Source organism: Nonomuraea insulae, assembly GCF_042656245.1.
Genome location: NZ_JBHSPA010000020.1, coordinates 15,728 through 42,398 on the forward strand (window position 1 = coordinate 15,728; position 26,671 = coordinate 42,398).

A 26,671-nucleotide genomic window follows, 5' to 3' on the forward strand; every position below is an offset into this window, starting at 1 on the left:
TCATGGTCTGGATGTCGGTGGTGCCGATGCCGGGGTGGTGCATGGTGAGGCAGGCGTTTCCCAGTCCAGGGTCGGCAGGATCCCTGGCCGGGCTATCGGGCCGATAGGTGATCATTTCGCCATTATGGTGCCCAGACGTGTGGCGATGCCAATTTTGCATCTATCCGCTATTGCGAAGTGTAATTCCCGTTGTTTATAGGGATGCGTGGGGCGTTTACCGTGATTGGCCGGGTGTGCTTGACTCCTTCCTTGTAACCCACACCCTCGGGGAGGGTCCATGGGGGAGTTCGTCGGGATCGACCCCAGCGGGGCGGAACGGCTGAGCCGCGAGATGAACATCGGCAAGAACGTTCTGGGCCAGACGCGGCCGAAGCTCGAGGCGGCCATCGCCGAGGCCGGCGCGTCGTGGACCGGTCAGCAGGGAGTGGCCGCCTTGCATCGGTCCTGGGCGTTCTTCGACGACACACAGCGGGATCTTCAATGGCGGATGGACACGCTCAAGCAGATGGTCCCGAGCTCGGGAAACGGTCTGTTGAGCGGGTTGTTCACGTTTGACAACGAAGCGGAGGCCGCTCGGCAGGGAAAAGCTGATGCGGCGCCCATCGCCGAGGCACTCAAACAGCATGAAATCGAGAACTCGCTGAAGAGTTGGCAGAAGGTGGCGGCTGCCGTGGCGGCGACGAAAGAGAAGCTGAAGGATCCCGCCTACGCCGCTTCCATGCTGGCTGCACTCGGGCCGGAGAGATTCCGTGCGCTGTTCATGCAGTGGATGAAGGACAAAGGTCTCGCGGCCACGGACAAAGGGCTTCCACCATCTGTTGTTCAGCAGGGTCGTGAGAGTCTGGGTCCGCTGGCTGAGGCTTACGCCAACGCTGAACGTGCCGGCCGGCTGGGTGAGGAGTGGGGCAAGAAGTTCATTGAGAGGACCGATCCCGGCGTCCTGACGACGCTTGTCGCGATGTCCAAACCTTCGAGCACGCTTCTCAACCAGGTGGCGCTACGCGTCCTGGGTCGACCTCTTGCTGCCGATGGGGCGACGAGCCCGAACTGGAATCTCAGTGCGCTCGTGGAGGCATACGACGCCGACCCGGAGGCGCTGCAAACGCTGCTGGCTCAAAACAAGGACGCTGCGGGCTGGTTACTGCACCCGGGACGGTTCCGGCAAACTGGCATTCCCAACTTCGAGGAACGGTTGGCCGGTGTGCTGGACAAGGCATTGAGGCCGGGTGCGGGTGATGATCGCGTACGCGAGCAGGCCTGGATCAATGTTATCAATGGTGTAGGTGCCGAGGATACTCCGTGGCTTGGCGGCCAATGGAATCGGAGAATCTTTGTTCTCCCCAAATTCGAGGACTCACCGGTCAGCCAAATGCTGGCCAGAAACGTGGCACCCTATCTCGATGAGCTGGCGCGTGGCCAGTCCATGCGTGACTCGCCGGACCTTACCGGGGTGTTTCCGAGGCCACCATGGGACAAGCTCGCCCCTGAGACTGCTTCCCGGTTCATGGGAGGGCTGATGCAGGACAACGAAGCGGCGAAGACGTTGCTGAAGGCAGCACAGGACTACGCATCGACCTTGGACATCGGTCGGTTCCGGCCGTTCGGGGACGAGAAGATACAGGACGAATACACCAATCGCGAGGCGCTCGCCGGCGCAGCGGCGAATCTGTTGCTGAGCGGTTCGGCGTATGCGGAGTGGTCTGACGACGAGTACGCAGATTTTGTCGCCACTGTCGTTACGCTACCGATCGACTGGCTTTCTAACAAGTATTGGCATATTGAGGGCGCCACGGCATCAACTGCCCGAGACGCCGGTCTGGATGCATCCAAGGACTCCATAAAAGAAATGGTCAAAAATTACCTCGACAAGGCAACACCTGGCACCGCAGGAAGTCTCGCTGACGAGCTCGTGAGGAAGCTGGCCGAGTGGGTGAATGTATCGCTTGAGGAGCACAACCAGAAACCGCTGACAACCGCCCAGCGGAATCAGACGAGGATGGCGTTGCGCGGACGAATATACGAAGCTTTGAAAAATGCCCTGGAGGCGCGAGGAGGCTGACTGTGACCGTCCCCAATCAAGGTCAGCTGTTCAGGCAGGCCGCCGAGAAGGAACTGCTCGCCACCTCGCTCACTCGATATGCCGATGAGCTGGAAGGAGTCTTCTCGGGCACGCTGGCGAAGCCTCAGGAGGCTCATGCGTTCTGGAAAGGACCGGCCGCAGACCGTTTCGCCACTCAAGCCGGGCAGTTACGTCGCGAGGTCGGCATCCTCGCGGAGAACTGCAGATCGACTGCGCACCATCTTCGTCATCAGGCCCAAATTCTACGGAACGAGGCGGGCCAGCTGCCTGCATGAACAAGCCAGATCACGCGCCGCGCTCGTAGCAGCTGGTCTTGCCGACGATCATGATGTTCGGTTGTTGCCCGTTCCGCACGGTGGCCAGGAATGTGATCCCTGTCTTCGGGTTGAGCAGGACGGTCGTGCCCAGATTCTCGTCCTCAAGATCGAGGTCATCCACGATGGTCTGGTAGCCCTGCGTCGCCAGTAATCCACGAATCAGACCTACCGCCGTGCCCGGTGAGTGCACGTAGGGCGGACCTGTCAGTTGGCCCTGTGCGCGAAAGAATCGCTGGATCTGACCTTTCACACATCCTGCTTCGGTCTCTTGATCGGCGCTTTCTGTCGCGGTCGCCGATCCCGTGGCAGCCAACTCCCTGGAGCTCAGAAGTTTGTTGCCGTCCGCGATGAGCTGCTTTGTTGCTTCGTCCAAGGTGGGCTTGTCGGAGTCTCCACTGCAACCGGTCGCAACCGCAAGAGAGGCGAGCATTGCGGCGACATAGAGTCGGCGGATATCTGAACGCACGCCCCGGAGACTACCTAACCCCTACTCCCACGTACACCTTGTATGCCTGCTATGTACTGAAATCCTCATTCTGCTCGCGAATCAGAAGCGCGGATAGCCTTGATCAGTATCAAGGAAGATGATAGCCCCCGTGTCATCGGTCCTCCGGGCCCGGATGCCTTGTACGGCGGAGACATCGGAATGCTCGGTCCGATCATGAGATGACCGCGGTCGGGGAGCAGCGCCTTCGAGTACGGCGGAATTGGTCGTCGCCGGGCTGTACCGCTATCCACGCCGTAGACCCGCCCTCCCCGAAGAGCAGGTGTGGTTCGACATTGGTACGCGGACGGGAAACGCTGTGGCACCCGGCGCCGTAGGCCGAGGAGCCGCCACCTGGCCCGCGCTCACGTCCTGCCGCGAGCTCAGCAGATCGTCCAGCTACGCATGGTCACACGGACGTTGTAGCACCGGACGGCTGGGCGATCACGACCGGGCACGTCAGGGTTGGAGAGAGCGAGCATGAGGCGGTCGGCCTGTGGAGGTTGCTTTCCTGAACTACGGCGCATGTGACCGATCAGCAATCCACCTACGACACGAAGATCATCGCGACGACGAAACGCTCAGAAGTTGGAGAAGACCGAGGCGAAGACCTCGTCGATCAGGTCGGGATTGGTCGCATTGTAGGCGTGAGCCTCCGTCGCGTCCGCGATGCGCTTGAGCACCTGCTGGTCCGCCTCCTCCCCGTAGCCGATCGTGAAGATCCGCACCGACTCCGCGAGCGGCTTGTCCAAGACCTCCAGCAGGCGGTTCAGATCCCTGCCTGGCTTCCTCTTCTCGTTCTTGCCATCGGTGAGGAAGACGACCGCGTTGATGGCGTCGCCCCGCTTGTCCTTGCGCATCTGCTCGAACGCTGCCGCCATGGTGTCGTACAGGCCGGTCTCGCCCCGTGGCTTGATGGCCTGGATCTGTGTCTTGACCTGCTGCCTGACGCGTGACATCGGCCCGAGCGGCACTAACGGGCGATGGTCGATCTCGCCGTCCAACTCGGAGGAGAACTCCCAAAGCGCTACCTCGTCGTCGGGGCGGAACTGCGCAAGCGTGCCGACGGCCGCCTTCTTGGCCAGGTCGAGCCGGGTCCTGCCGTCACCGGGTACCTGGGTCTTCATGGAGCCTGACTTGTCGATGACAAGAAGGACGCTCGCCTTCTTCCGGAGCTCCGACCAGCTCGACAACACCGCGTTGACCACTTCCGGTGCGGGCATGTTGAGCGTGGCTATCTGGCTGCCGTCCCGCAGACCGGGCGTGCCCTCGACGGGAGGCGCGGCGTTGCCGTCGTCGACGCGGTATCCGGCGTTGTGCAGGTACGGCTTGGCGTCGCTCTTCAGATAGCGCAGGAAGTCGTCGGCCACTGCCTTCTTGCTCGGTGGCATCCAGGTCAGCGGCACGTAGGGGTGGTCGGAGTACATGGTCCCCTCTCGGGGGTAGATGGGGACCAGCCTGGTGCTCGGAGCGGCCTGGGTGCCGCGTGTGTCGGGATCGCCCGTGGGATTGCCGCGGTTGTAGTCGATGACCGAGTTCTCCTCCACGGTCAGCGCGGACATGTATTCCAGGGCCCGCCCGTCCCGGTCGGCGCGGTAGAGGTTCTCCAGGAAGGTCAGTGTGATGTCGCCGTAGTGCTGGATCGAGTCCTCGATGCCTTCGACGAAGCGGCGAACCTCGGCGCGCTGAATGTCGTCCACGGTCATGTCGGAGATGCTGCTGAGGCTGGTCGCGGCGAAATAGGCGCCGATCGTGGCGTTGAGCCCCGAGGTGGAGTAGTGCGGGTTGGTCTTGCCGAGCTTGAACGATCCCCACTCGGGGTGGTCGTACGCGCCCCAGCCCTTCTCATCGACGCTGAGCTTGGCCAGGTCTGCCCATCCCAGCGACTTCTGCGGCCAGCCGAGTGCTCTGGCCTGGGGCTCCGGCATGGCGATGACCAGCGGTGTACGTACGATCGAGGGATGTTGTTGATGTGAGGCGGGGTGCGTGCCGTCCTGGGTCGGCTGCTGATTGAGGATCGTCACCCACACAGAGGAGGCCGGGCTCCAGACATCGGGCCGGGGCCCGTACTTGTCCTCATCCCAGCCGTTGGTCAGCCTGCGCATCGCGGTGCCGGAGTTCACGGCCTTGACAGTCACCGTGGCGCACGAGTCGCCGACCTTGTGCCCGCCGCCCGCGCTGTACGTCTGCGCGACCTTGGCCAGGTCGCGGTCCTTCTCCTGGGAGGAGGCGAGGATCAGCCCCACGCGCTTGCCCTTGCATGCCATCGGCACGGCATCGAGGTCGGGGAGAAGGGCGAGGAAGACGGCCAGGACCACCGCGTGCGCCACCAGCGTCAGGCTGAACACCGCGAGAATGGGCGACGGCCGACCCCCCGGCTGCCGACGGCGGACAAATGACCCCAAATCGCGGATGGAGTGCCGAAACTCCAGGAAAGCCGCCTTCGTATCGACAAATCGCTTTTGTATCCATTCGGCGAATGCGAACGACAGCACCGTCAGGATCACCGCAGTGACCAGGCAGGCGATGACGGCGATGCCCCTGCTGTCGGTGGCCAGGTTGACCAGCACGTTGCTGACGACGGTCACCGTGCAATACGCCACGAGGGCGAGAACGCCAAGGATTGACCGCTTCACACAAACCATTGTCATGCAATGGGTACGGCTGTCGGCGGAATCCTTCGGCGAATATGTGCGCAATCGCAACCTTTGGGGCTCGATTTCGCATCCTGGCTGGTTGGCCGTGTCGCAGGTCAGGAGGTCTCGGGGTGCGGGATCACGTCCGGAGTTGGCGGGTGATGGAAGGGTCGGTGATGGCGGTGTCGTTGGCCAGGAGGAATGCCTTGCTGAGGATGAGGGCCAAGCGGCCGTCCTGCTCGAAGGGGAGGAACAGGCCGGCCTGGGGGGTGCGGGCGGAGACGATGCACAAGTAGGCGTCGTTGGGTTCCATCAGGATGTTCGCCGAGCCCATGTGGATCTTGTAGGTGCGTAGATCGCCTCGGACCACCAGGAAGCGGTCGGTCATGGTGCAGCGGTCGGCGATGGTCGTGCGGCCGATCAGGCGGGACAGTGCGTCGCGGCGTACCTCGGCGGAAGGGGGCAGAGGGGCGAACGAGCCGGTTTGCCAGTAGTTGCGCAGTTCGTCTGGGCCGTGGTCGGCCCACTGGGGGTCGGTCGTGATTGAGGCGACGGCCACGAACAGGTCCACGTCTCGCATTGCTTCGCTGAAGACCAGCTCGGGGACCTCCGTCAGTCGCGTCGGCTGCCATCCGGTTCCGGTCAGTCGGTGGAAGCTGATCTGGTCGGTGATCGCGTGGTGTTCGTCGTACATGCCGTGTTCCAAGGTGGCACGCCAGCGGCCGCCTGCCAGGACGCGGTGGGCCTGGCCGTCGGAGCCGCCGTCCCACGGTCCCAGGAAGTTGGACTGCCAGCCTCGTTGTTTGAACAAGGCACGGAGTTTGCGGTAGTCCACGACGTGGCCGTCGAACCGGTGGGAATGGATTCCGGTCGTCTCCTCTGCCGGGGTGAGCAGGTAGACCTCGCGGAAGGCCTGTTTGAACGGCTGGCGTAGTTCCTTGTCCTGGACCACCTCGCGCCAGGTGCGTACCTCCTCCACTGACGCGCGGGCGGGGTGCCACAGTCGTACGGGTACGTCCGGCACGGTCATTCCCAGCTCGCTGCGCCACACGCCGGGGGAGACCTCGAACTCCCAGATCAGCCGGTCGGTGAGCGAGCGGCCCTCCAGTTGGCGGTACGGCGCGGGCTTCTCGCTGGTGTAGCCGGCTTCCAGTGCTCTGAACAGGGTGGCCTGCTGCTGTACGGTCTGCTTGGCGAGGTCGCGGAGTCGTTTGACCTCGTCGGGGTGGTCCCGTCTGAGGGCGGCCGGGACCGACTTCAGTTTCTTGTCGCCGTGCCACCACGATAGCTCGACCTCGCCGTCGGTCGAGATCACCGCCGTGTGTTCGCCGACGGTCTGTCGTACTCGGCCGTCGGGCAGTCTGAAGGCCACCTCCAGGCGGCTCGCCAGGGCGGGCTCGATGCGCTGGAACTGGCGGTCCAGCTCCTTGGGCACCCCGGCGTGCCGGGTGATCTGGCGGGCGGCGCGCAGTGCGGAGATGGCCTCGGGGGTCGGGAAGTCCCGCACCGCGCGGGCGATCTCGAACAGCAGTCCTTGGGAGGGCAGGGTCTTGGCTTGGGTGGGGGCTACGGCGATCCCGCGCAGCAGGTTGTCGAGCAGGTCGGGGAGCCAGGGCTCGTCCTGGAGGAGCGCCAGTCGCGCGGCCCGGCCGAGGGTCGCCTTCTCGCCGTCGCCGAACGCCTTCTCCGCCTTGTACGGAATCTTCCCGGCGTGGATCGCCGCCACCCGGGCCTCGGCCGCCTCCAGAGCCGGCCGGGTGAAGCCCAGGTAGCCGGGCAGGCCGCTGAGCCATTCGATCAGGGCGGGCGGTGGATCGTAGGATCGCACCGCCTCGGCGAACAGCGCCCGCCGCTCCACGTCCCAGGCCAGCAGCACGTCTATCTCGGCGAGCGCGATCGGGCCGCACCTCTCGGCGAGCCAGGCGCGCACTTCGGTGTCCATGCCCGACAGCCCTGCCGCGACCAGCAGGGGGAAGGGGGTGCTTGCTGCTCTCCGGTCCTGCAGCAGGTGTTCGACCAGCTCGCGAGCCGGCACGACCAGCCGCTGCCTGGCGTGCTCGTTGATCGCGTAGCGCACCGGGATCGGGGTGCCGTGGTCGGCCTGGACCGTGCCGTCCAGCCCGACCAGCCCGACGCTGAGCTGGGAGGCTTCGGGCCAGTAGGTGGGGTCGTCCGCGGTTCCGTCGATCAGTTGGAGCAGGCGCTGCGCGAGGGGGGAGGGGTGCATGCCGAACTTCCTGGTTCGTGAAGATCAGGTGGTTGGGCAATTCATAGCAGCGGTGAACGACAGAAACGTCGGGGACGGCGGTGCTCCGCGGCTCTTCACCCCGTTCGTCAGCCACAGCGCCGAGGCATGGGCGTGGACCAGGCTGTGGAGCCGGTACCGGCCGGGGGCAGGCTCCTGCAGGAGGTGGGCGTCCAGCAGGTGGTCCAGCAGCCTTCTCGCCCCCATCGTGGTCGTGCCCAGCAGGGCGGCGGCCGCGTCGAGGCCGAGGTCTGGGCGGACGGCCGAGCCCAGCAGCCGGTACGCCCGCTGTTGCTCCGCGGGCAGCCGTTCGTAGGAGCGGTCCAGGGCGGCGGCGACACTGTGCCCGCCGGCCGTCAGTTCGGCGAGCCGGTCGCCGGCCAGGCGGTCGAGCAGGTGCCACACGTTCCAGGCGGGGTGCGCCCGGAGCCGGGCGGCGGCGATGCGGATGGCTAGGGGCAGCAGCCCGCAGCGGCGTACGACCTCGGCCAGGACGTCGGCCGGCGTGTCCGCGTCCTGCTCCCGCGCCGGTGTGTCCGCGTCCTGCTTCCGCGTCAGTGTGTCCGCATCCTGCTCCCGCCCGGCCACGCGGGTGAACAGGGCGATCGCCTCCGTCACCGGTAGGACGTCCAGCGAGAGGATTCTGGCGTCGTCGGGGAAGGTCAGGCGGCGACGGCTGGTGATGATCACTCGGCAGTCCGGGGCGGCGGGCAGCAGGGGGCGGAGCTGGTGTTCGTCGGCGGCGTCGTCCAGGACGACGAGGATCTTGCGGCCGGCCAGCACGCTGCGGTAGAGCGCGGCGCGGTCGTCGAGATGTGAGGGGATGTGCTCCTCGGGGACGCCGAGTGCGCGCAGTACGCGGGCGAGGGCCGCGCCCGGTTCGACCGGTTCCGTCCGGGCATGGGCGTGCAGGTCCACGAAGAGTTGCCCGTCGGGGAACAGTGGTGCGAGCTGGTGGGCGGCGTGTACGGCCAGCGCCGTCTTGCCCATCCCCGCCATGCCGTTGACGCAGACGACGCCGTGCCGGTCCAGCACGATCGCCAGCTCGCGCTCCCGGACGGCCGGCGCGGCGATGTCGGCGGGCAACTGGCGGGGAACGGCCCAAGGCCGCGGGCCGCCTACGCCCACCGCCAGTTCGACGTGACCGAGGGGAGGGGGCCAGCCGTGAGTGTCGGCATCGGTGGCGGCGGGCCAGCCGTGAGCGACGGGCTCGGCGGACGGGGCGGGAGAGGCGGACGAGGCGGGAGAGGCGGGAGAGGCGGGTTCGGCGGGTTCGGCGGGGTCGGTGGGAGTGGGTCGGCCGCGGGCGACGGCGTTCAGCGTTGCGCGCTCCCCCCGGCTCAGCTCCAGCGCCTTCGCCAGCAGCAGAACAGAGGTGGCGCGCGGCCGCAGAAGCCCGTTGTTCTCCAGCCGCCGCACCGTCCTGACGTTCAGACCGGCCCGTTCGGCGACCTGTTCCTGAGTAAGCAGCGCCCGCCGCCGCCACATGCGCAGCAGTGCCCCCAACGACATCCCGGCACCGGGATCCACGATTCCGACACCCCCCGTTCTGACCAGCGCGGATAAAGCGGATCAACAGCACCATCGAAACCGTGTTCGGGCTGTTCAGGCCACCAGTCGGACGGAATTGCACGGAATTGGACGGGCAAGACGATTCCGGCTATTCGTCCAAACGTGATTGATGGGGATGCGAGCGATGGCCAGAATGAGCGCCATGGCGGAGCGAGGCGGGGGTTCCCACGATGTGTGCCCTTATCAAGGTCTTGTGCCGTTCGAGGGCGGGAAGGCCGAGCTGTTCTTCGGGCGTACGCGCGCGACCCACAGCCTCCTGGACCGTCTGGGACGGCGACTGACGCGGCACGGCTCCATCCTGCTGGTCTCCGGCGCCTCGGGCGTGGGCAAGTCGTCGCTGCTGCGAGCGGGGCTGATGCCGGCGCTCTCGGAGGGCATGTTGCCGCTCGCCGGATCGCGGGACTGGCCGCGCCTGCTCATCACGCCGACCGCGAAGCCGTTCAACGCGCTCGCGGAGGCATGGGCGCGGGCCTTCGGCGGGAGCGTCGAAACGGTGGAGGCGCGGCTGCGGGACGATCCACAGGCGCCGCTGCGGGACGATCCACAGGTGCGGCTGCGGGACGATCCACGGGCGCGGTTGCCGGACGATCCACGGGCGCGGTTGCGGGACGATCCACGGGCGCGGTTGCGGGACGATCCACGGGCGCGGCTCAGGGACGATCCGCGGGCGGTCGGCCGGTTCGTCCTCGTGGTGGACCAGTTCGAGGAGCTGTTCACCCTGGTGGCCGGCGAGCACGAGCGCCAGGCCTTCGTACGGGCCCTGCACCTCATGGCCGAGGGCCGGGACGGCGCCGCGGTGATCGTCGGGGTGCGCGCGGACTACTGGGATCGGTGCGCCGCCTACCCGCAGTTCGCCGAGGCCATCCAGGACGGTCAGGTCATCGTCGAGCCGATGACGGAGCCGGACCTCCGCCTGGCCATCACCGGCCCCGCGGCCGTGGCGGGCCTGGAGCTCGAACCCGGCCTGGTGCAGATCATCCTGGACGAGCTGCGCGCCGGCGACAGCTACGTCGCCGGCGCCCTGCCCCTGCTCTCGCAGGCACTGCGCAACACCTGGGAGAGACGCGAGAAGGACACCCTGACCGTCCGGGGCTACGAGGACTCCGGCCGGGTCCGCGACTCCGTGCGGCGTACGGCCGACGAGGCTCTCGCGGGGCTGCCGCCGGAGGATCGCAAGGTCGTGCTCAGGTACTTCCGGCGGATGGCGGTGATCATCGCGGGCGGTCAGGTGGCGCGGCGCAGGGCGACGCTGACCGAGCTGTACGCCGCCGCGTCCGCGCACTCGGCGGCGGAACGGGAGCGGGCCGAGGCGCTGCTGTCCGCGTTCGCCGACCGTCGCCTGCTCACCCTGCACGAGGACACCGTCGAGATCGCCCATGACGCGCTCCTGACGGCCTGGCCCACCCTGCGGCAGTGGCTAGAACCCGACCTCGCCGCCCAGTCGGTGTACGACCTGCTGCTCGACGCCGCCACGCAGTGGGCCGACAACCACCGCGACCCCGCCTTCCTCTACCGGGGCCCACGGCTGCTGGGCGTTCAGGACAGCCGGCCACGCTGGGAGCGCGACCCCGACAGCTTCCCCCCGCCAGGCCCCACGGCGGAGAGCTTCATCGCGGCGTCCACGCGGGAGGCGCGGCGGGCGAGCCGCCGCCGTCGGCTCGTCATGTCCGGTCTGATCATGCTGACGGTGCTCGCCCTCACCGCGGCCGGCGCCGCCGTCAACGCGGGGATCGCGGCCGAGCAGCAGCGCGGGCTGGCCAGCTCCCGCCAGCTGGCGGCGCAGAGCGAGGTCACCGGCGACCCCGCCCTGGCCTCGATGCTCGCTGTGGCGGCGTGGCGGATCGCCGACACCAATGAGGCCCGCAACCGCCTGCTGACCGCGGCGACCCGTACCGGCAGGGGGTCGCTCAGCGCGGACACCAAGGGCTTCACGGCGCTGGCGTTCAGCCCCGACGGCTCGATCATCGCGACCGGCAGTGACGGCGGCACCGCGCGGTTCTGGGACGCGGCGACGCGGCGGCAGCTCGGCGCCCCGATCACCCGTGCGAAATACGAATGCACAAAGGTCTACGTGGACTTCAGCCCCGACGGCCGTACGCTGGCCGTGGCCTGCTTCGACAAGGTCCGGTTCTATGACGTGGCCACCCATCGCGAGCTGGGCTCCCCGCTGAAAAGCGAGCGCCTGGTGACGGCGTTCGCGTACAACCCGGACGGGAAGACCTTCGCGATCGGTGACAACGCCGGCGTCGTCCAGCAGTGGGACGCGGCCACACGCCGCCCGTACGGCACTCCCATGGGCCGCCCCGACGAGAGGATGAGCCGCTCGAGCGCCATCCACAGGGTGAGATACAACAGGGACGGGAAGATCCTGGTCACCGCCGGTGAGGACAAGACCGCACGGCTCTGGGACACCGCCGCGTCCCGCCAGCTGGGCGCGCCGTTCGTAGGGCACGCCCAGCCCCTCATCGACGTCGCTCTCAGCCCGGACGGCTCTACGCTGGCGACCGTGAGCTGGGACCGCACCGGCCGGCTGTGGGACGTGGCCACGCGCAAGCAGACGGGGAGGCTCAAGGACCGCACGGCCGGCTACTACTCGATCGCCTTCAGCCCGGACGGCACCCGGATCGTCACCGGCGGCGACAGCGGCCGCACCGTCCTGTGGGACACGGCCAGCCGGCAGCAGCTGGTCGCACTCGCCGACAACTACACCAGCGTCGAGGGCGTGGCGTTCAGCCCGGACGGGAAGTTGCTGGCCGCCGCGGCCGCCGACGGCGTGGTCCGGCTGGCCGACCCGCAGGTCCTCCAGCAGAAGGGGACTCCCATGCCGGCGCTGGCGGCCGTCGCGCTGAGCTCTGACGGACGGATCCTGGCCGCCGGTGTCGCCGACGACCAGAACCCGGACATCCAGCTCTGGGATGTGGCCACCCAGCGTCCCCTCGGCCCGCCGCTGCATCCTGAGGGCGCTCGCCGTTCGGCCTACCAGGTCGCCTTCACCCCCGACGGGCGCACGCTCCTGTCGGAAGGCTCGGACGGCCTGCGGCTCTGGGACGTCGCGAGCCGCCGCGAGATCTTCCGCGAGAAGTCGCTCTCGGGTGCCAGGATCAGCCCGGACGGCAGGTTCATCGTCGCGGAGCGGGACAAGTCGATCGTGTTCTGGGACCTCGCGAGCCGCCGGGAGGTCGGAGCGCGCATCACCGTCCCCGACCACACCGACCTCGTCACCGCGATGGCGATCAGCCCCGGCGGCACGATCGTGGCGACCACGGGTTTCGACAATCGGGTACGGCTCTGGGACGTCGCCACCCGCCGCGAGATCCCGGGTCCGTCGTTCTCGGCCCAGGGCGGATTCGTCAATGCCCTGGCGTTCAGCCCCGACGGCAGGAGGCTGGCCATCACGGCTGCCGACAACAGCGTGCGCCTGTTCGACGTGCCGCGTCGGCGCCCGGTCGGCATCGGCCTGATCACCAAGGAGGGCATGGCGAACACGCTCGCCTTCAGCCCGGACGGCCGGGTCCTGGCCACCGGCCTCACCAACGGCGAGGTGCAGCTATGGGACATGCTGACCTACCGGCCGCTCGGCGCCCGGCTGACCGGTCACACCAAAGGCGTGACCGCGCTCGTCTACAGCCGCGACGGGACGACCGTCGCCACGGTCTCGGGCGACAGGACCGCGCGGCTGTGGAACGTCCGCACACCCCCCGACCTGGTGGCCGCGGCGTGCGCCAACGCGGGCCGCTCCCTCACCCCCGACGAATGGGAGAATCTCGTGCCGCAGGAGGAGTACCGCCAGACGTGTCCGTGACCCTGGAACCGACCACGGAGGCAGCGAGCATGTTCCTGCGAGGCTTACGGCGGCGGACAGGCAGGCCGGTCGCGGAGCTGGTCGCGTTGTTCCGTTCGATCGTCGAAGGCGGCCGCGACTACCATCCGATCGCGTCCGACTTCCTGGAGCACTTCATGGACGGCGCGGGCGCGTCGAGGACGATGTCGCCGCGGTGGCTGCGCTCGTTCAAGGTGATCAAGAAGGCGGAGCGCAGGAACCAGCGCCGGTTCGAACGGCAGCTCGCGGCGAAGGCGAGGTCGTTGCGCGACGGAGAATCGAGCTGGGTGCACGACTACTGGGACGCGCGGATCAACGCGTTCATCGGCACCGAGCTGTTCTACGTCAGCAGGATGAGCCTGCTGCGCTCGCAGGGATCGTTCGTCCTGACCAGGGACGGGCCGGAGGTGCGCGTGTCGGGCACGGTCCGCCACCGCTGGTTCGACCCCTATGACTGGGACCGCGGCCGATGGGTCTACATTCCCCGGCACGGGTTCGTGCCCATCGCGGTCGGCCGCGACCTGGTCGAGGCCGACGAGGCCCGCAACTTCCTGATGGAGTCGCGCCACGTTCAGACACTGGAGGGCCAGTGGTCGCGCCGCGGCGGGGAGCGGTTCCGGTGGTCGCTGGTGCGGACGGAGGAAGGATGACCGAGGAGCGTCCCCGTCCGCCCGATCCCGCCGAGACGGGCGGCCCGGCGGACTTCGTGGCGTCGCTGATCCTGCTCAGGCAGTGGGCGGGCGAGCCGTCCCTGAGCAGGTTGCGCTCCCTCGGCGGCCAGACGGAGGCCTCGGACGGAGCCACCGTCGACGCGTTGCCGAAGAGCACCACCTCGCATGTCCTGCGGCAGACCGACAGGCTGCCGCGGTGGGATTTCGTCCGGGCCTTCGTCACCGCCTGCTTCCACTTCTGCGACTATCCGGCCGAGCTGATCCCCGGCGAGCTCGAACGCTGGCGGGCGGCCAGGACCGCCCTGGCCGGATCGGCCGCCCGTGCCCCCGAGCCTCCTGCGGCCCCGGTGGAGACCGTCTCCAGGCCGGATCCCGTGGTCGAGCTGCTGACCCGGCGCGTGGTCAGGGAGGAGGACAGGGCGCGCAAAGGGCTGCTCGGCGGCTACACCATCGCCTCACTCTCCTTCAGCCTGTACGGCGGCGCCGGCGAGATGGAGCACGACCTGCTCGCGATCGGCCGGTTCTTCGGCGACCTGAACCCGCGGCGCCTGCTGGTCGTGGGCGAGTCGGGGGCGGGCAAGACGGTGCTCGCCATCGAGCTGGTACTGCAACTGCTGGAGCCCGTGCTGGCCGCCGGCGGACACCCCGACCGAGGACAACTGGTGCCGGTACGCCTGAACGCGGCCCGCTGGACCCTGGGCAGACCGTTCGAACCATGGCTGGCCGAGCAGCTGGCGCAGGACTTCGGCCTCTCGGCCAGGGACGCGCAGCGGCTGGTACGGGACCGCCGGGTGCTGCCGGTGGTGGACGGGCTGGACGAGCTGGACCCCGAGCCGTCGTCGGGCCCGCCGCGCCGGGCGATCGGGCTGCTGGCCGAGCTCAACCGCTACAGCGACCTGTCCGGGCGGCGGCCGGGCGCGGTCGTCGTGACCTGCCGCGCCGATCGTCACACCGAGCTGCGCGAGGCCGGGGCCGGGCTCGACAACGCCGTACGCATCCATCTGCACAACCTGACCACCGAGCAGATCGGCACGTACCTGCGCGCCCGCTGGCCGGACGGACATCCCTGCGGCAGGCACCGCGACGCCATCCGCGCGGCGCTGTCAGGACCGGCGGGCAAGGCCGTGCACGCCGCGCTCGCCACACCTTGGCGGTTGTTGCTGACCGTGACCGCCGTGGAGTCCGGCGCCGACCCGGTCGAGCTGCTCCGCGCGGACCCGGACGCCGACCCGGCCGAGGGGGCGGCGCGGATCACCAGGAGGTTGCTGGAGGCGTACGTGCCGGCGGCGACCGTCCTGACGCCCCGGGCCGCCCACAGAGCTCCTTACCAGCCGGACCAGGTGCGATCGTGGCTCGTGCACCTGGCGGCCCACCTCCGCCGCCAGGCCGCGACGGACCGGCCGATGCCCGGTCTGACGGCGATCGACATCGTCCCCCACCTGCTGTGGCCGATCGGCGGCCGGCACCGGGTCCGGGCGTTGCACTGCCTGGTCTGTGTGATCCTCGCGGTCATCGCGATGCTGGCGTTCTGGACGGGTTCGGCGGTCGACGGCCCCGGCGGTCCCGCGGAGGTGCTCACCCTGGCGCTCATGGCGGGCTGGGTGGCCATCGCCACCGGCCTGTCGTTGTCGGCCTGGCCGGCCGCCGCCGGCGGGCGGAGCGAGGTCCCTCGGCGGCGGCGCGTGATCGGTGGCCTGCTGGGCGTCCTGGCGGGGGTGCCCGTCGGGGTGCTCGGTGGGCTGGCCGGGCTCGTACTGACCGAGGGCAAGGTCTTCGGCCCCGTCTTCGCCGTCGCCGCGGGCGGCACCGGGGGACTGGTGCTGGGCGCGGTCATCGGGCTGACCGCGGCCGGCCGGCGGGGAGCCGAGCGCATGACCGTTGCCGAGGCGGTCCGCGCCGAGCCTCTCACCCTGCTGGGCTTCGGACTGTGCGGCGCGCTCACCGGGCTGCCGCCGCTGCGGCTGGCCCACGCGGACCCGCTGCCGCTGGCCGTGGGAGCCGCCGGGGCCTTCGCCCTCGCCTTCGCGCTCGGGGTCGTCTTCAAGATCGCTACCGGGGGCTGGAGCAAGGACGCGGAGCTGGCGCACCCACGGGAGGCCCTGCACCGCAACCCGATGATCGGGCTGGCCTTCGGCCTCACCGGCGGTGTCGCGGCCTTCCTGGTGTTCGTCATGAACCACGACGTCGTCGAGTCGCTGGTGTGCGCGCTCATCGGCGGGGTGACCTTCGGCCTGGCGTTCGGGGCGATCGCCTGGGCCCGCACCATGATCGGCCTGGTCGTCGCGGCCGCGCGCGGCCTGCTTCCGCTGCGCCTGTGGGCGTTTCTCGACTGGGCCTGCGAGGCGCGGCTGCTGCGGGTCAGCGGGGCGACGTACCAGTTCCGGCACCGCGAGTTCCAGGACTTCCTGACGCCCTCCGACCTCAGGGCCGCTCCGCCGAAGGCAGGCAGACCATGAGCGCGCCCGCCGCGGCCCTGGCCTTGATCCGGGTGGTGGGCTCGCGTTCCCCGCCGTCGAGCTCGTACGTCAGCGGGATCCCGAACCGGGCGGACACCTTCTTGGCCCGGGTGATCCGGATGAACGGCGAGTCGTCGGAGCGTCCTAACGTCATCCGGCCGATCACCCGCGCCCATTGGACCGGCCCCTTGGCGGTGGCGACGCCGACCTCCAGCCAGCCGTCGTCGGGCCGCGCGTCGTCGAACGCCTCGATGCCGCCGCCGATCGTGCTCACGTTGCCCAGCAGCAGGCAGCTCGCCTGCCCGTCGAACCAGGTGGTCCCGTCGACCTTGATCTTCATCTGCACCAGCGGCTCGCCGACGTGGCGGACGGCCGTCCTGACGTAGCTCAGCTTGCCGAGCCGCTTCTTGGCCTGGCCGTCGGCGTCGGCGATCATCTCGGCCTCGAAGCCGGCCCCCGCCATCACCGCGAAGTGCTCGCCGTTGAGCAGCCCCAGGTCCAGCTTCTCCCGGCGCCCGTGGAAGCCGATCCGCACCGCCTCGTCGAGATCGGCGGGGATGCCGAGGTTCGTGGCGAACAGGTTGGCCGTCCCCGCGGGGAGCACGGCCATCGGCACGCCCGAGTCGGCCAGCACGTCGGCGCAGCGCTGCACCATGCCGTCGCCGCCCCAGACGAACACCAGGTCGGCGCCCTGGTCGAGGGCTTGGCGGACCTTCTTGGGGGCCTTCTTGCTCTTGGGCACCTCGTACCAGAGGAGCTCGCCGACGCCCTCTTCGGTGATCAGCACGCGCAGTCTGTCCAGACCTGCGCCGAGGACCTTCTTGCGGTGCGCGACGACTGCCACGGTGGGGGACATAGGTCCCCGACTACCCTGGATGCCGGATTTCAGGCGGAGGAATCGAACTGTCGAGCCGGGGTAGCGGTGCGCGGATGCGTACCAGAAAGGGGCGACTGGGGCTGCGGCTGACGCTCGCCGGCCTCGCGGCCGCGCTCGTCATGATCCCGTTCAACCTGCTGCTCGTGGTGGCCAGGAGGCCGGTCAACGCACTGGACGCGGGGGCCGCGTGGAACCTGCACGAGTACGCGCTCGCGCATCCCGATGTGACCAGGCTCCTCATCGTGTGGACTGATCTGTTCGGGCCGTGGCCGTGGCGTATCGCGGTCATCACGTACGCGGCCTGGCTCCTGCACAAGGGCGCGCCGAGACTGGCCGCCTGGGCGGTCACCACGGTGACCGTGGGCGGGCTGCTCGGCCTGGCACTCAAGATCATCTTGGCCCGGGCCAGGCCGCACCTGCCGGACCCCGTCGCGCTGGCGCCGGGCGACTCCTTCCCGTCCGGTCACACGGTCAACGTGACGCTCGGCGCGGGAGTGATCGTCCTGCTCGTCCTGCCCATGTTGTCCCGGTGGGAAAAGGTGCTGGCCTGGGTGCTCGCGTGCTTCCTGGTGGTGTCGGTCGGCTACACGAGGATCGCGCTCGGCGTGCACTGGGTGAGCGACGTGGCCGCCGGGATCGTGCTGGGCGTGGCCGTGATCGCCGCGACGACGGCGGCGTTCGAGACCTGGCGGCGAGAGCAGGGGCGCAGACCCGCCTCGCCGCCGGCGGACGGAGTGGAACCCGAATCCATGAGAGTGACCCATGACCAGAACTGAGCACGTGAAGCGCTACTCGTTATCGATCCTGCTGCCGATGCTCCTGATGGCCGGGGTGACGTACGGCGTCGGCAGGGCGCTCCTCGCCTGGCCGACCGGGGAGGCGTCGGTGAGCCGGATTCTGGCCGCCGACCGCACCCCGCTGTGGAACGGCCTCACCGACTTCGGCAGCAGCCTGTCGGACACCCCGTACATCGTGGCCCTCACCGCGGTCGCCGTCATCGTCTTCAGGCTCGTCTACCGGCGCTGGCGCGAATCGATCTTTCTCATCGCGGCCGTCTGGGGCCAGTCCCTCATCTTCCTGGCCACCACCAACATCGTCGATCGGCACCGGCCGCCCGTGCAGCACATCGACCCGGCCCCGCCCACCTCCAGCTTCCCGTCGGGGCACGTCAGCGCGGCCGTCGCGTTCTACTGCGGGATGGCGCTCGTCCTGTCCACGCACGTCCGCAACAGGGTGCTCCAGGTGCTGATCTGGGCGCTCGGGATCGCCCTCCCGCTCGCCGTCGCCTTCTCGCGCCTGTACCGCGGAATGCACTTCCTCACCGACGTGCTCTGGGGTGTGCTGCTCGGCATCGGCTGCGTCGTCATGGCCGCCCGCGCCATCCTGTACCGGCGCGGGCGGCTCGTATGAACTCCTATGTACGCCGCCAGCGCGCCTCTCCCAGGCAGTACCCGGCGAACAGCAGCAGCCCGCAGGCCACCACCACCAGCAGCCACGGCCCCGCGGGAGTGTCGGCGAACGCCCTGAGCGTCGCGTCGATCCCGCCGGCCTTGTCCTCGTCGAAGGTGACGGCCGCCTGGATCACGAAGACCCCCGCCAGTCCGGCGATCACGCCGCGTGCGAGGTACCCGGCGGTCCCCAGCCGGTCCATCACCGCGCCGGCCCGCGGCGGCATCGGCCTGAGCTCCTCGCGGAACTTCTTCTTGAGGCCGGAGCGCACCCAATAGATGCCGAGCGCGATGACGCCGAGGCCGATCGCGCCCACGATGACCTGACCTGCGGGCAGTTCGAGCAGTGTGCCCGTCAGGTCCTGGGTCTTCTGGTCGTCGGAGCCGGACTTGTGCGACAGCAGCATGGTCAGCAGCGCGGTGCACACGAACGCGTAGACCGCGACCCGGCTGATCGGCTCGATCCGGTCCTTGAGCTTGTGGGCGCCGAAGGCCGCCTCTGACGCCTGCCACACGGTCAGCGCGGCGAATCCGACGACCATGATCCATAAGAGCACGGACCCGAACGGCAGTGACGCGACCGTGCTGATCGCGCCGCTCTTGTCGGCCTGCTCCCCGTCGCTCCCGAAGGCGATCTGCACTGCCAGCACGCCGATCAGCGCGTACAACACGCTGCGGCACACCAGCCCGACCCGCGCCAGCTTGTCCATGGCCTGGCTGTTCGTCGCCCGTCTCGCCGCGGCTTGAGCTTCGCTCATGACCTGCTCCTAACAGTTGCACCAAAAGCGGCGAACTGCCCTGAATTCCGCGTCCTAGGCGTTCGACCTGTCAGATCCCTGTTCTGGAAGCTTCCAGATTGGAAGCCGGCGCGACCCTCCGCACCATGTGACTAGGGCAGCGAGCGCTGCTCATACGGGGAGGATCGATCATGAGCACGAAGAGGATGAGGACTGCCGCAGCCGCTCTGTGTGTCGCCGCGGCGGCGGCATCGGCACTGGCGACGGCGGCTCCGGCGTCGGCGGGGGATAGCACGTACAAGGGATGCCGGGCGGGCAACGTCTGCCTGTACAAGGGCGACCTCAGCGAGAACTACCTCTACTACCAGACCGCCGGAAACATCCCGGACGGGAAGACGTTCTGGGTGATCGTCAACAACGGGCGTCAGCAGCAGGGCGCCGATCACGTGCGCTTCGAGTACCAGTACTACGGCGCCACGAAGTGGTACTCGAAGTGCCTGCACTTCTACCCCGGCAGCGGCTTCAAGCTCGACCTGCGTGACGGGGCGGTGAACGCGAAGATCAGGAACATGTCCTGGGGCGGCGAGTGCTAGCTGCCCCTGCGGACCGCCGCTGACCAGCCCGTACGCTCTACTCTGGGCTGGTCTCGGTGCGGTCGGTGAGGCGTTCGCAGCGCTGCCTGGCGGCCTGCGCGGTGCCCAGCCCGAGCCCGAAGGCGATCTCCTGCCAGGTCATGCCGCGGCCCCGCGCCATCTGCAGGAGGCCGGCCTCCAGCGCGTCCATCTCCCCGCGAACCAGCGGGACGAGGCTCAAGGCCGCGGTGATGTCGGCGTGATCGACTTCCGGCTCGCCGTCCACTGGCTGCGCGGCCCCGCTGAGCAGGAACGACACGAGCCTGACGGCCTCGTGCGGAGCGATGGCCGATGGATGGGTCTGCCGGCTGCGCTGCTCGTCGGTGGCCGCATGCCGCTCGGCGATCCGGAACAACGACGCGTGTACGCGTCGCGCGCGCGCCTGCTCGGGATGCGGCTGGGTGAAGGGGTCTGACATGAGAGCCACGATGCCCTATGAAGCAAATTATTGTCAACTTAATGTGTTGAACAATCTGTTCATAAGCGCGATCGTCGATGTAGCCGTGGTCGTCGGTGCGACGAGGTCCTTCAAGCCAAAGACCTCGGCGGTCGCCTCGTGCGGGTACGGCACGTCCATCGCCTGCGAGGCCATGCGGGCGTAATGGGCCAGCAGCCGCGTCATCGCCGCCCGCCGGTCGTCCGCGCTCACCTCACGGGCCGCCCGGGAGGCGTGATCCCGTACCAGAGGGTGGAAGCGGTAGCGGCCGGGCGCGGGCTCCTGCAGCAGGTGCACATTGAGCAGCTGCTCCAGCAGCCGCTCGGCCCGCGCAGGGGGGATGCCCAGGAGCGCGGCGGCGCCGTCGGCGTCCTGGTCGGCGGGGTGCAGGCTCAGCAGCCGGTACGCGTGCCGCTGCGGCCCGTCGAGATCCCGGTACGACAGCTCAAAGCCGGTGTCCAGCGGCTGGTGGTCGTCGCCGAGGCGGCCGAGCAGGTGGGCGAGGTCCCAGGTGGGGTGGGAGCGCAGCCGGGCGGCGGCCACGCGCACGGCCAGGGGCAGCCGGCCGCATCGTTCGACGGCCGTGGCCAGGAGCGGCCGCGGCTCGCCCGCCACGCGGTCCTCTCCGGCGGTGCGGGTGAACAGGGTGACGGCGTCGGCCTCGGTCAGGACGTCGAGGGACACCGCGCGGGTGGCGGTCAGGCCGGCCAGGCGGCGCCGGCTGGTGATCAGCACGTGGCAGCCCGCGCCGCCGGGAAGCAGCGGCCGTACCTGGGCCTCGCTCGCCGCGTCGTCCAGGACGATCAGCAGGCGCCGGCCGGCCAGCAGGCTGCGGTACAGGCCGGCGCGGTCGTCGAGGTGCGCGGGAATCCGCTCGCCTGGCCGGACCAGGGCGCGCAGCAGGCGGTCGAGGGCGTCGGCGGGGTCGAGCGGGGTGGTGCCCTGGCTGTGCCCGTGAAGGTCCACGAACACCTGCCCGTCGGGGAACCGCGGAGCCAGCAGATGCGCGGCGCGCACAGCCAGGGTGGTCTTGCCGATGCCCGCCATGCCGTCGATCGTGGTGACCACCATCGCGGCGGCGTCCGGGCCGCCGTCCAGCACGGCCAGCTCGTCGGCCCGTCCGACGAACACGGGCACGTCGGCGGGCAGCTGGCGCGGCGGCACGGGTGCGGGCGGAGCGCTCGCCGCCGGGGCTTCGACGGGCTTCTCCATGAGCATGCCCTGGTGGAGGCGGCGCAGCTCGGCGTTCGGGCTGATGCCGAGCTCGTCCTGCAGGAGCCGGAAGACGGTCCGGTAGGTTTCCAGGGCCTCGGCCTGCCGGCCGGTGCGGTAGAGGGCGGTCATGAGCTGCGCCCAGAGCCGCTCCCTGAAGGGGTGTTCGGCGGTCAGGGCCCGCAGCTCCGCGATCAGCGTGGCGTCCTCGCCCTGGTCGGCGTCGATGCCGATGCGGCGTTCGAGGGTGTGCAGGCGCAGCTCGGCGAGGGGCGGGACGTCGATCTGCTGGAGCGTCTCGGACGCGATGCCGGCGCACACCTGGCCGCGCCACAGGTCGAGCGCCTCGTGGAGGAGACGCCGCTCCGTTTCTGGGTCCGTCGCGTGGCCGGCCTCCTGGACCAGCCGGCGGAACTGGAGCAGGTCGAGCTGGTCGGCCTGCAGCCGGGCGAGGTAGCCGCCCGGCATGGTCAGGATCAGGTGACTCAGGCCCAGGGCCTGGCGCAGGCGTACGACGTAGATCTGCAGGACCTTGCGGGGGTTCGCCGGAGCCCGCGGGCCCCATAGCCGCTCGATGAGCAGGTCGGACGGGACGACCTCGTTCGGCCGCAGCAGGAGCGTGGCGAGCAGGATCCGGATCTTGCCGACCGTGATGGGGGCCGGTGTCCCGTCCAGGACCACCGTCAAGGGGCCCAGCACCGAGAACCGTACAGTGGTCACCGGCCTCGCTCCTCAGTCTCGTCGACGCGTTCCGCCGCTCGCACCTCCGTAGTGTGCGGCACCGAGGAAGGCGTGATCGAGGACATGAAGCGGTCATTGTCCGGACATTGCGGTTCAGATGGCGAGTACGCGAGCTGTATGCGCGATCATCGACGAGCGTGGCTTCAGCGCGGCTTCGTCCGGCCTTCTCGCTCCGGTCGCGCAGGACCTTAAGCGATTCGTAAGCAGGTCCCGCGAGGCTGAAGGCACATCAGAACGGCTGGGCCGGACGGCCCGCCCCCCTTACCTGGAGGACGTCATGAGGACGATCGCCGCAAGCCTGTTCATCTCGCTCGATGGGGTCGTCGAGAGCCCGGAGGAGTGGCACTTCCCGTACTTCAACGACGAGATGGGCGCCGCGGTGACGGCGCAGATGGCCGACACCCTGCTGCTGGGGCGCAAGACCTATGACAGCTTCGCCGGAGCGTGGCCGGAGCGGGAGGCCGAGGGCGGCGAGGAGGCCGGCTTCGCGAAGACGATCGGCGACGCACGGAAGATCGTCGTGTCACGCCAGCCGCTGGAGTTCTCCTGGCGGAACTCCGAACTGCTCCAGGGCGACCTCGTCGAGGCCGTGACCGCGGTGAAGAACGAGCCGGGCGGCACCATCGCCATGAGCGGCTCGGTCTCGGTGATCCGCCAGTTGCTGGCCGCGGGACTGCTGGACGAACTGCACCTGCTGGTGCACCCGATCGCCGTCCGCAAGGGCGAGCGCCTGTTCGACGAGGGGGACACCACCGTCCCGCTGGAGCTGATCAAGTCGGAGACGTTCTCGACGGGTGTGCTGTACCTGGTCTACCGGCCCGCGGCAGTGCTCACTCCGGGCGTCTGAGCAGCTTGTCGAGGTCGCGGCGCTCACGCTTGGTGGGACGGCCCGCGCCACGGGCCCGGACGGCCACCGTCACCGCCTCCTCGCGAGGAGGAGGCGGAGGGCTCTTGTCGACGTAGCACTCGGCGGCCACGGCGGCGCCGACGCGCTTGGTGATGATCCGGGAGACGACCACGATGCGTTCGCGCCCCTCGTGCCGGAGCCGGATCTCGTCACCGGCCCGCACGGCGTGCGCGGGCTTGACCCGCACCCCGTTGACCCGGACGTGCCCGCCCCTGCAGGCGTCGGACGCGATCGACCGAGTCCTGGTCAGCCGCACCGACCAGATCCAGCTGTCCACCCGAGCACTCACCTGCTCACCTGCCACCCCGACACTGTACCGAGTGCCGCGGCTGTCAGCCGGTGGGGAGGGTCAGCCGCCACGCGCGGGCTTCGACGGTCCACGTGCGTCCGGTGACGGGGCCGGTGACTTCGCCGTCAGCGTTCACGTGCACCTCGGGGCCGGAGATCCGGATGCGCGTGCCCCGCACGGTGGCCACCTCGGGCCTGCCGGTGTGCCGCCCGAACCGCAGCAGCACGCCGTACAGCAGTCGTTGGAGTGGGCCGGTGGCGAACGAGACGACCACGTCGGCGAGCCCGTCGGCGAGGCGGGCGTCGGGGGTGAGGGGTGTGCCGCCGCCGATGGACCTGCCGTTGCCGATCCCGGCCATCAGCACCCTGCGCCGCCCGTCCGCGACGATCCGGCCGTCCACCTCCACCCTGAGCGGCAACCCTCTGGTACGCACTCCCGCGATCACGCTCCCCACCAGGTAGGCGAACCGGCGCAGCACCGGTTTGAGCGGCTTGGCCGCCCGCACCGCCTCGACACCCACGCCGACGTGCACGGCGTTGACCACGATGTCGCCGTCGTCGTCACGGAGCAGGTCCAGCGACCGGGGCTCGCCCAGGGCCGCCGCCCGCGCCGCCTCGACCGGGTCGAGCGGCACGCCCAGTCCGCGTGCCAGGTCGTTGCCGGTGCCCAGCGGGATCAGCCCGACGGTACGGCTCCCCAGCTCGCCCCTTTCCGCGAGGGCCGCGACGAGGCTGTGCAACGTGCCATCCCCGCCCAGGACGACCGGGTCCCGCCGCGGATGTCCGGCCAGTGCCCCGGGCAGTTCGGCCGGATCGTCGATGCGGACCTCCACCGTGTCGGCGTGCTCGGCCAGCACGGCCAGGACCTTCGACACGACCTCTTCGCCGGCGCTTCCCGCCGACAGGTTGACGATCGCCAGCAACCGGCGCATCCTGCCCCCTCGCCACGTCCTCCGGTGCAGGCGTCTACCCGTCCGCCCACCGGCAAACGCGTGGTCCTACGAGCCGGCCGGTAAGCACCGCGCGGCACTGGCCCGCGCCGTACGGGGGCTCACCGGCCCGGCTCGGGGGCGAGGGGCGGGCCGTCCGGGAGGCCGCCCGGGTCACGCCAGGTGGCGAGGAACCCCTCGGCCACGGCACACGAGCCCGCGAACGGACCGCCGGGATGCTCCAGCGCCGTCGCGGTGAGCAGGCCGACCCGTTCCTCCACCAGGGCCCGCGCCGAGTCGGCGTCGGAGACCAGGCCGGACCGTTCCGAGAGGTAACCGATCGTGGCGCCCGCCCCGCAGACGAAGTCCGCCAGCGTCACCACGCCACGCTCCCGCAGCGTACGCAGCCCGGCCGCCGTGTAGGGCACGTTCGCCGCCGGGGCGACCACGCGGGCGCGTACCCGGGCGGCGCGCTCGGCGGTCAGGGTGCCGGTGCGCGCGCCGGGCACCAGCACGTCCGCGGCCACCTCGTACAGCGCCTCGGCCGGATGCACAGGCAGGCCGAGCCGCCCCACACAGGCGTCACCGTGCTCCGCGCGCAGACCTTCCAGAGCGGCGACGTCCAGCCCGGAGGGGTCGGCCACACAACCGTGCAGCGTCGAGAGGGCGACGATCCGCGCACCCCGCCGCACGGCCTCCCGCACGACGGCGCCACCCACCTTCCCGAACCCCTCCACCGCGAACGTCCGCCCGGCCAGCCCGCCGAGCGCGGCCTCCGCGGCGACGACCACCCCCAAGCCGGTCACGATGGTGTCCACCAACTCGCCGCCGACCTCCTGGTGCATCACCGAGTCCGTACGGTAGCCGGGCAGCGGAGCGAAGTCCTGCGTACGCGTGCCCAGATCCGAGGCCGTGATGAAATCCCCCTTCTCGACCAGCGGAGTGATCTCGTGGCAGTAGCGCGCCACGGTGTCCGCCCGGTTCGCGGCCTCGGCCCGCAACACCGCCTTGGCGCCCCCGATCCGCTCGCCGAGCACGGCCAGCTTGTACGTCATCGCCCGCGCCAGCAGCCCCGCTTCACCACGGGTGACGTCCGGGGCGAGCCGCGTGCCACCCGCGCTCGTCGGGCAGTCCAGGTCGAAGGCGATGTACCCGTCCACCGAGGCGAGTTCCACGATCCTCATGCGCGCTCCTCACGTCGTCCGATCGGCGCCGGCCAGGCGATGCCCACACGATGCCTACGCCTGCCGACCAATCTCGACGCGAACCGCTGCCATGTCCATGGCCGGCCCCTGACCCTGGCCTGCTCGAAGCGAGGGGACGGGTTCTCATGGAGTTCTCAGGCGGACTTTATGGCACTTTTCGCTGATTTTGCGGACTATGGGGCAATGGACCACGTGCCGCAGGAGGCCGGTGCGGCCGAGGCTCAGCGAGCCGTGGCCGGGCGGGCTCGGCGGTTCGCCGTCGGAGGTGGCGCGCTTGTCGTCGTGGCGGTGCTGGCGTACTGGCTGGGAAGTGGCGGTGGGAACGGCGAAGGGGCCGCGCCCAGGCCCAGCGCGACGCCGACGCCCAGTGCGACGCTCACGGTGCCCGACGTCTTCAAGAGGGTCGGGCCGTCGGTGGTGGTCATCCAGGCCGGGCGGTCGCTCGGAACCGGGGTGATCGCGGCCGAGGACGGGACGATTCTGACCGCGTACCACGTCGTCAAAGGCGCGAAGAACGTCAACCTGACGTTCGCTGACGGCACCAAGGCGAAGGCCGTCGTCGCGTCGTCGAACCCCAAGCTCGACGTCGCGGCCCTCAAGCCCGCGGGGCTGCCGGAGATCGTCGTCCCGGCGACGCTCGGCGGCGGCGTGACCGTGGGCGCGCCCGTCGTGGCGATCGGCAATCCGCTGGGCCTGACCTACAGCGTCTCCACCGGCGTCGTGTCGGGCCTGAACCGGGCCGCCGAGGACGGCGACCTGAGCGGGCTCATCCAGTTCGACGCCTCCGTCAACCCGGGCAGCTCCGGCGGTCCGCTCCTGGACGCTCGCGGCCTGGTCATCGGGATCGTCGTCTCGATCGCCGACCCGGGAGGCGACGAGGCGTTCGCCGGCATCGCGTTCGCGGTGCCGATCGGCGTGGCGCTGGGTGGCGGCGAAGGCGACGGACCGCCGGGTGACGGGCCCGAGATCTGACCTCAC

At 69.5% G+C, this 26,671-nt stretch carries 21 protein-coding genes; 10 read left to right on the top strand and 11 right to left on the bottom strand.

Going from position 1 to position 26,671, the window contains the following annotated elements; genetic code table 11:
- Positions 1–277 precede the first annotated feature (277 nt).
- A complete protein-coding gene (locus ACFPZ3_RS15430; protein ID WP_379514777.1) occupies positions 278–2,059 on the top strand; it encodes a hypothetical protein in 1,782 nt (593 codons plus the stop codon).
- 2 nt (positions 2,060–2,061) lie between these two features.
- The gene (locus tag ACFPZ3_RS15435) at positions 2,062–2,355 is read left to right on the top strand and encodes a hypothetical protein (RefSeq protein ID WP_379514778.1); all 294 of its coding nucleotides are present in this window, start codon (positions 2,062–2,064) and stop codon (positions 2,353–2,355) included.
- 10 nt (positions 2,356–2,365) lie between these two features.
- Here the strand turns inward: ACFPZ3_RS15435 and ACFPZ3_RS15440 are convergent, their stop codons facing one another.
- The 4 genes from ACFPZ3_RS15440 to ACFPZ3_RS15455 form a co-directional block, all read right to left on the bottom strand.
- Entirely contained in the window at positions 2,366–2,863 is a 498-nt protein-coding gene (locus ACFPZ3_RS15440; RefSeq protein ID WP_379514779.1) for a hypothetical protein, read from the bottom strand.
- A gap of 599 nt (positions 2,864–3,462) precedes the next feature.
- Positions 3,463–5,517: a VWA domain-containing protein gene (locus tag ACFPZ3_RS15445; protein WP_379514780.1), complete on the bottom strand. Its 2,055-nt coding sequence runs from the start codon at positions 5,515–5,517 to the stop codon at positions 3,463–3,465.
- Between the two features lie 139 nt (positions 5,518–5,656).
- Positions 5,657–7,744 (bottom strand): DUF4132 domain-containing protein, encoded by a 2,088-nt coding sequence (locus tag ACFPZ3_RS15450; protein WP_379514781.1) that lies wholly within the window; start codon positions 7,742–7,744, stop codon positions 5,657–5,659.
- 24 nt (positions 7,745–7,768) lie between these two features.
- Entirely contained in the window at positions 7,769–9,292 is a 1,524-nt protein-coding gene (locus ACFPZ3_RS15455) for a helix-turn-helix domain-containing protein (protein WP_379514782.1), read from the bottom strand.
- A gap of 184 nt (positions 9,293–9,476) precedes the next feature.
- Here ACFPZ3_RS15455 and ACFPZ3_RS15460 point away from each other — a divergent pair, with 184 nt between their 5' ends.
- Genes ACFPZ3_RS15460 through ACFPZ3_RS15470 form a run of 3 tightly spaced genes read left to right on the top strand, consistent with a single transcriptional unit; the run spans position 9,477 to position 16,281 of the window.
- Positions 9,477–13,136, top strand: a complete 3,660-nt coding sequence (locus tag ACFPZ3_RS15460; protein ID WP_379514783.1) for an NACHT and WD repeat domain-containing protein — start codon at positions 9,477–9,479, stop codon at positions 13,134–13,136.
- Positions 13,127–13,804 (top strand): hypothetical protein, encoded by a 678-nt coding sequence (locus ACFPZ3_RS15465; protein WP_379514784.1) that lies wholly within the window; start codon positions 13,127–13,129, stop codon positions 13,802–13,804. Before ACFPZ3_RS15460 ends, ACFPZ3_RS15465 begins: the two co-directional genes overlap by 10 nt.
- Positions 13,801–16,281: an NACHT domain-containing protein gene (locus ACFPZ3_RS15470; RefSeq protein WP_379514785.1), complete on the top strand. Its 2,481-nt coding sequence runs from the start codon at positions 13,801–13,803 to the stop codon at positions 16,279–16,281. Before ACFPZ3_RS15465 ends, ACFPZ3_RS15470 begins: the two co-directional genes overlap by 4 nt.
- Here the strand turns inward: ACFPZ3_RS15470 and ACFPZ3_RS15475 are convergent.
- On the bottom strand, positions 16,247–17,137 hold the full coding sequence (locus tag ACFPZ3_RS15475; protein ID WP_379514786.1) for a diacylglycerol/lipid kinase family protein: 891 nt from the start codon (positions 17,135–17,137) through the stop codon (positions 16,247–16,249). The genes ACFPZ3_RS15470 and ACFPZ3_RS15475 overlap by 35 nt on opposite strands.
- A gap of 74 nt (positions 17,138–17,211) precedes the next feature.
- Between ACFPZ3_RS15475 and ACFPZ3_RS15480 the strand changes: the two genes are divergently transcribed.
- Entirely contained in the window at positions 17,212–17,934 is a 723-nt protein-coding gene (locus tag ACFPZ3_RS15480) for a phosphatase PAP2 family protein (RefSeq protein WP_379514787.1), read from the top strand.
- On the top strand, positions 17,921–18,568 hold the full coding sequence (locus ACFPZ3_RS15485) for a phosphatase PAP2 family protein (protein ID WP_379514788.1): 648 nt from the start codon (positions 17,921–17,923) through the stop codon (positions 18,566–18,568). Before ACFPZ3_RS15480 ends, ACFPZ3_RS15485 begins: the two co-directional genes overlap by 14 nt.
- A gap of 4 nt (positions 18,569–18,572) precedes the next feature.
- Here the strand turns inward: ACFPZ3_RS15485 and ACFPZ3_RS15490 are convergent, their stop codons facing one another.
- The gene (locus tag ACFPZ3_RS15490; protein ID WP_379514789.1) at positions 18,573–19,364 is read right to left on the bottom strand and encodes a DUF1206 domain-containing protein; all 792 of its coding nucleotides are present in this window, start codon (positions 19,362–19,364) and stop codon (positions 18,573–18,575) included.
- A 170-nt stretch (positions 19,365–19,534) separates the two neighbouring features.
- Between ACFPZ3_RS15490 and ACFPZ3_RS15495 the strand changes: the two genes are divergently transcribed.
- Positions 19,535–19,936 carry a hypothetical protein gene (locus ACFPZ3_RS15495; protein ID WP_379514790.1) on the top strand — a complete coding sequence of 134 codons (402 nt, stop codon included), beginning with the start codon at positions 19,535–19,537 and terminating at the stop codon, positions 19,934–19,936.
- Between the two features lie 37 nt (positions 19,937–19,973).
- Here the strand turns inward: ACFPZ3_RS15495 and ACFPZ3_RS15500 are convergent, their stop codons facing one another.
- Complete coding sequence (locus tag ACFPZ3_RS15500; RefSeq protein ID WP_379514791.1) at positions 19,974–20,393, bottom strand: DNA-binding protein; 420 nt, start codon at positions 20,391–20,393, stop codon at positions 19,974–19,976.
- Positions 20,394–20,426: 33 nt separating this feature from the next.
- Positions 20,427–22,343, bottom strand: a complete 1,917-nt coding sequence (locus ACFPZ3_RS15505) for an AfsR/SARP family transcriptional regulator (protein ID WP_379514792.1) — start codon at positions 22,341–22,343, stop codon at positions 20,427–20,429.
- Between the two features lie 298 nt (positions 22,344–22,641).
- Between ACFPZ3_RS15505 and ACFPZ3_RS15510 the strand changes: the two genes are divergently transcribed.
- Complete coding sequence (locus ACFPZ3_RS15510; protein ID WP_379514793.1) at positions 22,642–23,211, top strand: dihydrofolate reductase family protein; 570 nt, start codon at positions 22,642–22,644, stop codon at positions 23,209–23,211.
- Here ACFPZ3_RS15510 and ACFPZ3_RS15515 read toward each other — a convergent pair.
- The 3 genes from ACFPZ3_RS15515 to ACFPZ3_RS15525 form a co-directional block, all read right to left on the bottom strand.
- Complete coding sequence (locus ACFPZ3_RS15515) at positions 23,195–23,575, bottom strand: RNA-binding S4 domain-containing protein (protein ID WP_379514794.1); 381 nt, start codon at positions 23,573–23,575, stop codon at positions 23,195–23,197. The genes ACFPZ3_RS15510 and ACFPZ3_RS15515 overlap by 17 nt on opposite strands.
- Before the next feature lie 28 nt (positions 23,576–23,603).
- Positions 23,604–24,491, bottom strand: coding sequence for a diacylglycerol/lipid kinase family protein (locus ACFPZ3_RS15520; protein WP_379514795.1), 888 nt, complete (start codon positions 24,489–24,491; stop codon positions 23,604–23,606).
- Positions 24,492–24,610: 119 nt separating this feature from the next.
- Positions 24,611–25,672: a Glu/Leu/Phe/Val dehydrogenase dimerization domain-containing protein gene (locus ACFPZ3_RS15525; protein WP_379514796.1), complete on the bottom strand. Its 1,062-nt coding sequence runs from the start codon at positions 25,670–25,672 to the stop codon at positions 24,611–24,613.
- Positions 25,673–25,876: 204 nt separating this feature from the next.
- On the opposite strand from ACFPZ3_RS15525, the gene ACFPZ3_RS15530 reads away from it, so the two are divergent.
- On the top strand, positions 25,877–26,665 hold the full coding sequence (locus ACFPZ3_RS15530; protein WP_379514797.1) for a S1C family serine protease: 789 nt from the start codon (positions 25,877–25,879) through the stop codon (positions 26,663–26,665).
- The last annotated feature ends 6 nt before the right edge of the window (positions 26,666–26,671 follow it).

Excerpts from the sequence above, each read along its gene's own strand:
- ACFPZ3_RS15430 (WP_379514777.1), top strand. The coding sequence starts at position 278 with ATGGGGGAGTTCGTCGGGATCGACCCCAGCGGGGCGGAACGGCTGAGC.
- ACFPZ3_RS15450 (WP_379514781.1), bottom strand. The coding sequence starts at position 7,744 with ATGCACCCCTCCCCCCTCGCGCAGCGCCTGCTCCAACTGATCGACGGA.
- ACFPZ3_RS15460 (WP_379514783.1), top strand. The coding sequence starts at position 9,477 with ATGGCGGAGCGAGGCGGGGGTTCCCACGATGTGTGCCCTTATCAAGGT.
- ACFPZ3_RS15470 (WP_379514785.1), top strand. The coding sequence starts at position 13,801 with ATGACCGAGGAGCGTCCCCGTCCGCCCGATCCCGCCGAGACGGGCGGC.
- ACFPZ3_RS15475 (WP_379514786.1), bottom strand. The coding sequence starts at position 17,137 with ATGTCCCCCACCGTGGCAGTCGTCGCGCACCGCAAGAAGGTCCTCGGC.
- ACFPZ3_RS15480 (WP_379514787.1), top strand. The coding sequence starts at position 17,212 with ATGCGTACCAGAAAGGGGCGACTGGGGCTGCGGCTGACGCTCGCCGGC.
- ACFPZ3_RS15485 (WP_379514788.1), top strand. The coding sequence starts at position 17,921 with ATGACCAGAACTGAGCACGTGAAGCGCTACTCGTTATCGATCCTGCTG.
- ACFPZ3_RS15490 (WP_379514789.1), bottom strand. The coding sequence starts at position 19,364 with ATGAGCGAAGCTCAAGCCGCGGCGAGACGGGCGACGAACAGCCAGGCC.
- ACFPZ3_RS15495 (WP_379514790.1), top strand. The coding sequence starts at position 19,535 with ATGAGCACGAAGAGGATGAGGACTGCCGCAGCCGCTCTGTGTGTCGCC.
- ACFPZ3_RS15500 (WP_379514791.1), bottom strand. The coding sequence starts at position 20,393 with ATGTCAGACCCCTTCACCCAGCCGCATCCCGAGCAGGCGCGCGCGCGA.
- ACFPZ3_RS15510 (WP_379514793.1), top strand. The coding sequence starts at position 22,642 with ATGAGGACGATCGCCGCAAGCCTGTTCATCTCGCTCGATGGGGTCGTC.
- ACFPZ3_RS15520 (WP_379514795.1), bottom strand. The coding sequence starts at position 24,491 with ATGCGCCGGTTGCTGGCGATCGTCAACCTGTCGGCGGGAAGCGCCGGC.
- ACFPZ3_RS15525 (WP_379514796.1), bottom strand. The coding sequence starts at position 25,672 with ATGAGGATCGTGGAACTCGCCTCGGTGGACGGGTACATCGCCTTCGAC.
- ACFPZ3_RS15530 (WP_379514797.1), top strand. The coding sequence starts at position 25,877 with ATGGACCACGTGCCGCAGGAGGCCGGTGCGGCCGAGGCTCAGCGAGCC.